We start from the raw sequence: 9,010 nt of genomic DNA, 5'->3' as shown, positions 1-9,010 counted from the left end.
GGTAATGATTTAACAAATGAAATTTATCCTGGTAAAAAAATTAGTGAAAAACAAGCAATTCAACTATTAACTGAAATCTTAGAGATTTTAAAATATGTACATGAGGACAATGTAATTCATCGTGACTTGAAACCTCAGAATATTATGCGGAGAAAATCTGATGGAAAAATAGTTTTAATAGATTTTGGGGCAGTGAAAGAAATTAAAGGATTAACTGTTATTAGAGGAGGTCAAACCAGTATAACAATAGCAGTCGGAACTCCTGGATATATGCCTATAGAACAAGCAGCAGGTCAACCTAAGTTTTGCAGTGATATTTATGCTGTGGGAATGATGGGTATTGAAGCATTAACTGGAGTTGATGTAAATCACTTTCCTCAAGATTCTTCAACAGGTGAAATTATCTGGAAAGATCGAGTTAATGTGAGTGATGATTTGGGTCGAGTTTTAGATAAAATGGTGTTGTATGATTGGAGAAACCGTTATCAAAGTATTGATGAAGTGATGACTGAACTTAGAGGTGGTAGTAATTCTGCTGCTACATTAAGAGTCAGTAGTAATTCTACTAATGCCCCTACATTAATAGTTAGTAGTAATTCTGCTAATGCTCCTACATATCGAAAGGCCGTTGCTGATTTTGCGAATAATTTGTATGTTTTGATAATTACTAATGCTCCTACATATCGAAAAGCCGTTACTGATTTTGGGAATAACTTGTATGTTTTGATAATTACTGAACATCTTAAAAAATACTTTAGATTATTCAGTTTTCATTTTCATACTTTGATTCAGCAACTCTATCGACGAAAAATACAACCTCTAATCTCTAGGGATGTGCCTCTGCTTTCAGGTAGTGGAATTAATTATACTAAGTTGCGTAATAAATTAGCGGCAGGAAAGTGGAAAGAGGCAAATAAGGAAACAAATAGAGTTATGAAAAAAGCTGCTAAAGTAGGATGGTTTGAAAATTTCAATTCTAAGAAGATTGAGAATATTTCTTGTGTAGACTTGCAAATGATTGACCAACTATGGGTAAGCTATAGTAATGGGCATTTTGGGTTTAGCGTTCAAAAGCAAATTTACTTGAATACAGGAAATATACCCTTAAAATATAACAACAAAACTTATAAACGATTTGGAGAGAGAGTTGGATGGAAGCTGAACCGAAACTGGGGATTAAGGGGTGGATGGTTATCCAATAATAACATCATTTTTAAAAGAAAAGCTCCTAGAGGTCATCTGCCAGTAATTCTATTAATCAGTGAAGAGTTAAATCTTGAAAAGATCGGCTGTGCGATCGCGTTGTTATATTGTATTATCATTTTCTTTGCTTTGTTGGTGCCTATTTTGTGGCCGTTCTTGATTTTGTATGTGTTGTATCATGATTTTAATCTTCGATCACTTGTGTGGTCTCGTTATTTTATTTGCACTCTCTCAAATAAACTTGATAAACATTATAATTATTATAATATATTTTGATAAGCATCATCATATATAAGCCTTTGATTTATCAACAGAAAAAAGTTTTAGGAAGTAATTTGTAGGGAGTTTTCTTTATTTCAACATTTCGATACCTGGCACTGATAATTTTCACCCAGACTCCGTTCCACCTGCCATTATAAGATGGCTTTACTATAATTTAAAGTAATCATTTTTTTCAATAAAGCAATTATGAATGAATCCAAATTACTAACTGTAAAATTAAGTTCTCGATTATTATAATCCCCTAGCGAAAGAAGCTCAAAAATTAAATTTACCCATAAATATATGAGCTTAATTAAGATTACTTAAATTCAGTCTTGAAGAAATTCCACCTCAATTTGATCGACAAAAAGCAAGAGAAGCGATCGCCAGTTTACGGGAAATAGGCAAAAATTTGTCCCCTGTAGATGGAGAAGCGATCGCCCGTGAAAGTCGAGCTGTAAATGTTGGCAGCAGTAGCGTTTGCTCCTCTACTCAAGAAATAGCGATCGAGTTTTTGTCTGTTTAACTTTTAAGCAAATCTATAACTACAACTGTTCTGGATCGACACCAATAGAACGCAACATTTGTTCAAGTTGTTCAGTTCGTTGTCGCTGCTGTTGAGCTTCAAGTCGTTCCTGTTGAAGTTCTTGTTGAAATTGTTCAGCACGTTGTCGCTCCTGTTGAACTTGTAGTTTTTGCTGAAGTTCTCCCTCTTCTGGAGTCATAAACCTGTTCCCTTCAGAGTCATACCAATACAACCACTCTTGTTCGGAACGGTAATGGTTACCAAATTCAGTTCCTATCCCCAGACCAATTTCTGGCATCCACACGGGATTTCCTTGTAAACGTTGGTATGCTCCATTTAACAAACGATACACTTCAAATCGTTCGTGTTTGTCTCGCTTGGAATAATCTGGGTTATAGATGACATAATACAATACTCCCAACCGAGCGTAATCAATCATTTTTTTATCGTATTCCTTGCCATAGGTTTGAGAAACAATCTCCAATACGAATATGGGAACAATATAATTTTCCTCCCAAAGAACATAGGAAGGTCGCAATTTACCATTTTTTCGTCGTGTAACTCCCAAACTGAGGAAACCATCAGGAACTATAGGAACTCTAGGACTAGAACCGGTGGTGTGAAAAATTCCCATATTTACGCCAAAAAACCAATCAGAGCGATCGCGCCATAACCGATTTAGAATTGTTCTTAGTAGGTTAGGAATTAGGATTTGTATTTCATGATCCACGGGTTTATCGTCTGAGTCTGGTAATTCGTCACTTGATGGTAGATTGAGTAATTCGTTGTAGTTTACCATAATAATTTGGTTGTGACATTTGAGTTATTTTATTTTAGCAAAAAAAGTATTTCTCTGTTTATTGCTATACTATAATTTAAAGTAATCATTTTTTTTAATAACCCTTGAATTAAGTCATTAATTTCTGATGAATTCCAATCAGACAAAATCCAACGATTGTTATCTGTGTATGTAAATTTAAAACTAGGATTTTCACAACTGATAACTAATAACTGATAACTGATAACTGATAACTGAATTAAGCCTCCACCATTTCAGAATAAAAAGCTTTCATATCTGAGTGAGAAATAATATTATTCGATGGTTGAGCTGGTTCTAAATCTTTTCTGGCATTTAGCCAAGGAGTTTCCGAATGTGTTAATTCCTTTAAGTGTCTAGCGCTTAATTCTCCATAAGTATCCCATACTTCCTCAAGAACTTCTACCTCATCTTTGGCAAACTTTATTTCTAACTCTTCAGGTGGTGGAATATCCCGATAATGGTAAGGTTTATATTCATGCCAAACATCACGAATAGCAGGACCATAAACCCATGCTTCAATATCTTGAAAAAACAGAGGTTCATTTCTAAATACTAAACTCCAAGCTTGTGCGTAATATACAAGTTTTTGTAGTTTTAAAGGAGAGATTGTATCCCCTGCTTCTCTGTCAACACGACACAAAAAATACCTAGCTATATCAACTGCACTTTTCATAAAATTTTTTCTCCTGAATCTTTAAATATTATATCAAATTTTACTGAACCTTTAACTTCCTATAAAACTCACTAATTCCAGTACATCAAACAAACAAGAATAAATCCTTTACTCAACAGTTTAAAAACTAATCGTATTTACGAGTACATTGAGCTACACAAACTCAATATTATTTACATATATTCAGGTTCTAAACATTCCCAAATTAAGATTAAATTGCTAATAACTTTTCCTATTGACTGACGTTGTTGAGGAGTATAAATAATTCCAGAATGTTCCATACCCGTGGCAGCTAAACTGAGAAAATCATTGTCAAAAGTAAAAATGACTCGTTCTTCAGATAAAGCATAAACTAATTGTTGTCGATCGGATGCACCAATGAGGGATGCTTCTGCTGAGGTTGTAACATCAATTCCTCATATTCTTAAACCATTTGCTATGGCATTACTAACATTTTTATCTAGATAAAATTTGATTTTATTTGACATTTTCACCGCTGATAATTTTTTGAATTAAAGATGGTTTTTTGCCTTGTAATTGTTTAGCAAAAGCTTCTCCTTTTTCAATGTGTTGCCTAATTTCTGCTCGATGGTCATGGTAATAAGCTAGAGCTGCATAAACATCTGCTAAGGTAATTGTAGGATGATGATAAATGATTTCATCTGGAGACATTCCCATTCTTTCATGCCAAATGACAATATCTTGAACTTTTATTCGATGTCCGGCAATACGCGGTTTTACGCCACAGATACCTTCTGTAATTTCTATGTGTTGTGAGATTATTGAAGAAGACATAATTGTTGACTTTTAAAAAGGATTAATTTTGATGATTATAGAATTTTTTTGCAGAAAGGGAGAGAGCGATCGCTTTTCAGATTGATAAACTATATCGTCATAACCAAAACCCTGTAGGGGAGAATGGCCATTAGCCCCTACAAAAGTCAAAATTAATCTCTGATAATATGATGTGTATCAACTGTCAAAATTCCAAATCTATATTTCATAAACCTGAAATTTCTTGTAAGTATTTGTTGGGTTTCCTGCGTCAACCCAACCTACAAATAAGTTAAAATATTTCAATGTAAACCCAACTCAAAAAAAATCAAGAAAATAATTATGGCAAACCTCACAATTAATGACTTACCTGATGATTTAATGGCAAAAATTCAAAAATTAGCTAAGAACAATAATCGTAGCTTAAGCGAACAAGTTATTGTAGCCTTAGAAATAATTTTGCGAGAGGGAGGAGCAATATTTATAATTTCCCCAGATATAGATCCCTCCTGGGAAGACAGACGGAAAATGACACCCGAACTTATGCCATATTTGAACGTATTCACGAAGAATTACCTAAAGATATAGAATGGCTTGATAGTACCCAATTAATCCGAGAAGATAGGGATAACTGATGAAAATTTCAACTTGATTTCAATTTAGGACAAACTTCAAAAGCTAACTGCGAACGATAAAAACATACATCAAACTCCATAAAAAAGTTTAACTGACCTAAAATAATAGGTGGATCGTTAGATTTAGCCCAAGCAAATACTAAACGAACAGGTAGAAAATCGCTAATTTTTCCCACAATAACTAAACCCCTTGCTTCGACTGGTGCAAGATTACCTGCTAAGGAAATTGAAAGTTTTTGTTCCTCCCAAATTGCTCCCAATGCTAAACCAACATGGTACGGTAAAACATTAAGACTTGAACCCGTATCCAATAGTCCTAAAGCATCCAAAATACAATCTTGATAGCTTAAGGTAATAGGTAGATAGGGAAAAACATTAGTTTCTCCAGCCCGATCGCTTCGTTCAACAAAGGGAAATCTTTTAGCATTCTGCATTTTCTTTCCCTTCTTCTTGTTCTAATAAACTCATTAATTTATGGGCTGCATCAGAATAATTATGAGGAGACCAAGTACGATAAGCCTTATTATTATTATCTAATAGTTCAAACCCTTCTTCTTTTGCTAATTCTGCCATTAAAAATTGAATAATTTGAAACTTATCTCCACGGGATAATTGTTCAAGTTGAACAAACAGCTTAGAATTTAACATCATAAATAAAATTAGTTGAATTTGATTATTACTATACTATAATTTAAAGTAATCATTTTTTCAATAAAGCAATTATGAGTCAATCCCAATTACTAGCTATAAAATTAAATGCCCAAGATTATATTGGTGCAGCCTAGCGTAGCTATATTGCCTAGTAAAACAAAGTTCAAAGATTAAATTGAGCCATAAATATTATAGCCCAAAGATTACTTTGATTAATAAATCCCCCTAACAATATTGAAAACATTAAACTACCGTAACTTATTTTCTAACTCCTAACTTCTAAAAAAGCTATAAATTCTTAAAAAAATAATGACTAGCACAATACTTAGACATCGCTATAAAATTATATCAGAGTTAGGTAAAGGTGGTTTCGGAACTACTTATTTAGCAGTAGATTTAGACCTGCCTAATCATTCTCAATGTGTGGTCAAACAACTAGCCCCATCTGACCCGCGACCAGAAGTTTTTCAAGTTGCAAAAACTTTATTTGAAAAAGAAGCAATAACATTACAACGTCTCGGGGAACACAATCAAATCCCCAGATTATTTGCCTACTTTGAAGAAGGTGGGCAATTTTATTTAGTTCAAGAGTTCATAGAAGGAAATGATTTAACAAAAGAAATTTATTCTGGTAGTAAATTGAGTGAAAATCAAACTATTCAACTCTTAACTGAAATATTAGAAGTTTTAAAGTATGTACATCAGCAAAATGTAATTCATCGTGACTTAAAACTGCAAAATATTATGCGGAGAAAATCTGATGAAAAAATTGTATTAATTGATTTTGGAGCAGTTAAAGAAATTAAAGGATTAGCAATTACAACTGGGGGTCATACAACTATGACAATAGCAGTGGGAACTCCTGGATATATGCCTAGCGAACAAGCAGCAGGTCAGCCTAGATTTTGTAGTGATATTTATGCAGTGGGAATGATTGGTATTGAAGCATTAACTGGCATACAAGCAAATCGATTAGTTAGAGACAACTCAACAGGTGAAATTGTCTGGAAAAATCAAGTTAATGTTAGCGATAAATTAGTTTTAATTCTAGATAAAATGGTGTCAGATTATTGGAAATATCGTTATCAAAGTATTGATGAAGTAATAGTTGAATTATCTAATATTGATAATAATGTCAATTACCAATCGCCACACGAAATATCACAACAACATACAGTTGTAATAAATAGTAATCAGCATAATAGTCAGCCATCAACTACTATTTCTCCCACTTCTTCTTCTTCAAGTTCTGCTCAAACTTTAGTCAAAATAAGTCTAGGTATCGGTATTGCTTTCAGCATTATTATTGCTTCTATTATTATTAATAATATTCCTAGTGAACAGGAAATATCAGATTCCTCACCTACTAGAAATAGCCAAAATGAGGGAGCATCAATTAAAACTTCAACTCCCAACCTCATCTCCTACGCCACTAATATTTCTGAAGTTCGTACCCTCAGCGGTCATAACAACTGGATTCGTTCCATTGCAATTAGTCCCGATGGGCAGACTGTTGTTAGTGGTAGCTGGGACAATACTATAAAAGTTTGGGATTGGGTAAATGGTAGCCTCCAAGGGACTCTTGCTACCCAGAGTGACAAGATTTTTGCTGTCGCTATTACCCCCGATGGACAAACTGTTATTAGTGGTGGTGCTGACGGAACTATCAATATCTGGGATTTGGCTACAGAAAGTCTCAAAAATACTCTCACCGATCATACCAATGCCGTTTATTCTATTGCCATTAGTCGCGACGGACAAACTGTTATCAGTGGTAGCGCAGATGGCACTATCAAAATTTGGGATTTGGCAACGGGTAGTCTCAAAAATACTCTCACTGGTCATAGCAAAGCAGTTTATTCTGTAGTGATCGGCTCTGAGAAACAGATTATTGTCAGTGGTAGTGCGGATGGCGCTATCAAAATCTGGGATGTGGCAACGGGTAGTCTCAAAAATACTCTCACTGGTCATAGCGATCGAGTTTTTTCTGTTGCTATCAGTCCTGATGGACAGAATGTTGTAAGTGGTAGTGCAGACAGAACTATCAAAATCTGGGATGTGGCAACGGGTAGTCTCAAAAATACTCTAACCGATCATAGCAACGAAGTTTGGTCTTTAGCTATTAGTCCCGATGGCCAAACTATTGTTAGTGGTAGCGAGGACACAACTATCAAAATTTGGGATTTAGCAACAGGTAGTCTCAAAAATACTCTCACTGGTCATACATGGGTAGTGACTTCTATTGCCATCAGCTCCGACGGGCAGACTATTATTAGTGGTAGCGATGACAAAACTATTAAAGTCTGGTCGGCGCGTTAGTAGCTAGGAGATTGATACAATATGCACGAAAGTCAATTCCATGAAGCTTTTTTTAATGTTAAAATTAGTAAGTAAAGCATGTTTTTCTCCTCAAAATGAGGTAAGCATTCAGCTATTAGCAAAAAGACTCTCTCTTTAAGAACGGTGTTTAAATTAACAACTGATTTTAAGGTCAAGAGAACCAAGTTTTGTAGTAAGGCAATTAATAAAGCTTTGGTCGTCAACTCAAAGCAATAGCTGATTGCTGATTGCTGACGGCTGAATGCTTACAAAAGGAGTATGAAACCACAAATTTTTTTAAACTAACTTTCTCAAAAAAACAATGGCTGAAAAAATACTTAAAAATCGCTATAAAATTATATCAGAGTTAGGTAAGGGTGGTTTTGGAAATACTTATTTATCAGTAGACTTAGACCTTCCCAATTATCCTCAATGTGTCGTTAAACAATTAGCTCCATCTGACCCACGACCACAGGTTTTTCAAGTGGCAAAAACTTTATTTGAAAAAGAGGCAAAAATATTACAACGTTTAGGAGAACACGATCAAATTCCGAGCTTATGTGCGTATTTTGAAGAAGGCGAACAATTTTATCTTGTTCAAGAATTGATTGAAGGAGATGATTTGACAAAAGAGATTTATTCTGGGCAAAAAATTGGTGAGAAGAAAATAATTCAACTATTCATTGAAATCTTAGAAGTTTTAAAGTATGTACATCACCAAAAAGTAATACATCGTGACTTAAAACCTCAGAATATTATGCGGAGGAAATTTGATGGAAAAATTGTATTAATAGATTTTGGTGCTGTTAAAGAAATTAATGAATTAACAGTAACAAGTACAGGTTATACAACTGCAACAGTAGCAGTGGGAACTCTTGGATATATGCCCAGCGAACAGGCGGCAGGAAAACCTAAGTTTTGTAGTGATATTTATGCTGTGGGAATGATGGGTATTGAGGCATTAACTGGTGTTCCGGTTAGTAATTTACGAGAAGACACCTCCACTGGTGAAATTATCTGGAAAAACCAAGTTAATGTTAGTGACGCTTTGGTTCGAGTTATTGATAAAATGGTGTCTGATTATTGGAAAGATCGTTATCAAAATGTAGAAGAAGCGATCGGCGAATTAAGCAATATTGGTAATCATA

General features: G+C 34.5%; 11 protein-coding genes. 4 read left to right on the top strand and 7 right to left on the bottom strand.

Going from position 1 to position 9,010, the window contains the following annotated elements; translation table 11 throughout:
- On the top strand, nt 1-1,479 hold a 1,479-nt coding region (locus AC3DU7_RS17375; protein ID WP_488040577.1), incomplete at its 5' end, for a GUN4 domain-containing protein.
- A 530-nt stretch (nt 1,480-2,009) separates the two neighbouring features.
- Here AC3DU7_RS17375 and AC3DU7_RS17370 read toward each other — a convergent pair.
- The 5 genes from AC3DU7_RS17370 to AC3DU7_RS17350 all read right to left on the bottom strand — a co-directional run bounded on the left by AC3DU7_RS17370 (nt 2,010) and on the right by AC3DU7_RS17350 (nt 4,428).
- A complete protein-coding gene (locus AC3DU7_RS17370) occupies nt 2,010-2,789 on the bottom strand; it encodes a Uma2 family endonuclease (RefSeq protein WP_488040576.1) in 780 nt (259 codons plus the stop codon).
- A 238-nt stretch (nt 2,790-3,027) separates the two neighbouring features.
- A complete protein-coding gene (locus AC3DU7_RS17365; protein WP_488040575.1) occupies nt 3,028-3,483 on the bottom strand; it encodes a Panacea domain-containing protein in 456 nt (151 codons plus the stop codon).
- A gap of 173 nt (nt 3,484-3,656) precedes the next feature.
- Nucleotides 3,657-3,896: a DUF5615 family PIN-like protein gene (locus AC3DU7_RS17360; protein WP_488040578.1), complete on the bottom strand. Its 240-nt coding sequence runs from the start codon at nt 3,894-3,896 to the stop codon at nt 3,657-3,659.
- A 64-nt stretch (nt 3,897-3,960) separates the two neighbouring features.
- Nucleotides 3,961-4,278 carry a DUF433 domain-containing protein gene (locus AC3DU7_RS17355; protein WP_488040574.1) on the bottom strand — a complete coding sequence of 106 codons (318 nt, stop codon included), beginning with the start codon at nt 4,276-4,278 and terminating at the stop codon, nt 3,961-3,963.
- A gap of 12 nt (nt 4,279-4,290) precedes the next feature.
- Nucleotides 4,291-4,428, bottom strand: a complete 138-nt coding sequence (locus AC3DU7_RS17350) for a hypothetical protein (protein ID WP_488040573.1) — start codon at nt 4,426-4,428, stop codon at nt 4,291-4,293.
- A 171-nt stretch (nt 4,429-4,599) separates the two neighbouring features.
- On the opposite strand from AC3DU7_RS17350, the gene AC3DU7_RS17345 reads away from it, so the two are divergent.
- A complete protein-coding gene (locus tag AC3DU7_RS17345) occupies nt 4,600-4,845 on the top strand; it encodes a FitA-like ribbon-helix-helix domain-containing protein (protein WP_488040572.1) in 246 nt (81 codons plus the stop codon).
- A 55-nt stretch (nt 4,846-4,900) separates the two neighbouring features.
- Here AC3DU7_RS17345 and AC3DU7_RS17340 read toward each other — a convergent pair whose 3' ends face one another.
- Nucleotides 4,901-5,326: a retroviral-like aspartic protease gene (locus AC3DU7_RS17340; RefSeq protein WP_488040571.1), complete on the bottom strand. Its 426-nt coding sequence runs from the start codon at nt 5,324-5,326 to the stop codon at nt 4,901-4,903.
- Nucleotides 5,313-5,543: a hypothetical protein gene (locus tag AC3DU7_RS17335; protein WP_488040570.1), complete on the bottom strand. Its 231-nt coding sequence runs from the start codon at nt 5,541-5,543 to the stop codon at nt 5,313-5,315. The genes AC3DU7_RS17340 and AC3DU7_RS17335 overlap by 14 nt, the downstream gene beginning before the upstream one ends.
- Nucleotides 5,544-5,852: 309 nt before the next feature.
- Here AC3DU7_RS17335 and AC3DU7_RS17330 point away from each other — a divergent pair, with 309 nt between their 5' ends.
- Both AC3DU7_RS17330 and AC3DU7_RS17325 read left to right on the top strand, forming a co-directional pair.
- Nucleotides 5,853-7,862 (top strand): protein kinase domain-containing protein, encoded by a 2,010-nt coding sequence (locus AC3DU7_RS17330; protein ID WP_488040569.1) that lies wholly within the window; start codon nt 5,853-5,855, stop codon nt 7,860-7,862.
- A 322-nt stretch (nt 7,863-8,184) separates the two neighbouring features.
- The coding region (locus tag AC3DU7_RS17325) for a protein kinase domain-containing protein (RefSeq protein ID WP_488040568.1) at nt 8,185-9,010 on the top strand (826 nt) is incomplete at its 3' end.

Source organism: Okeania sp. (assembly GCF_983059655.1).
This window is presented reverse-complemented; position numbering and strand designations above follow the sequence as displayed.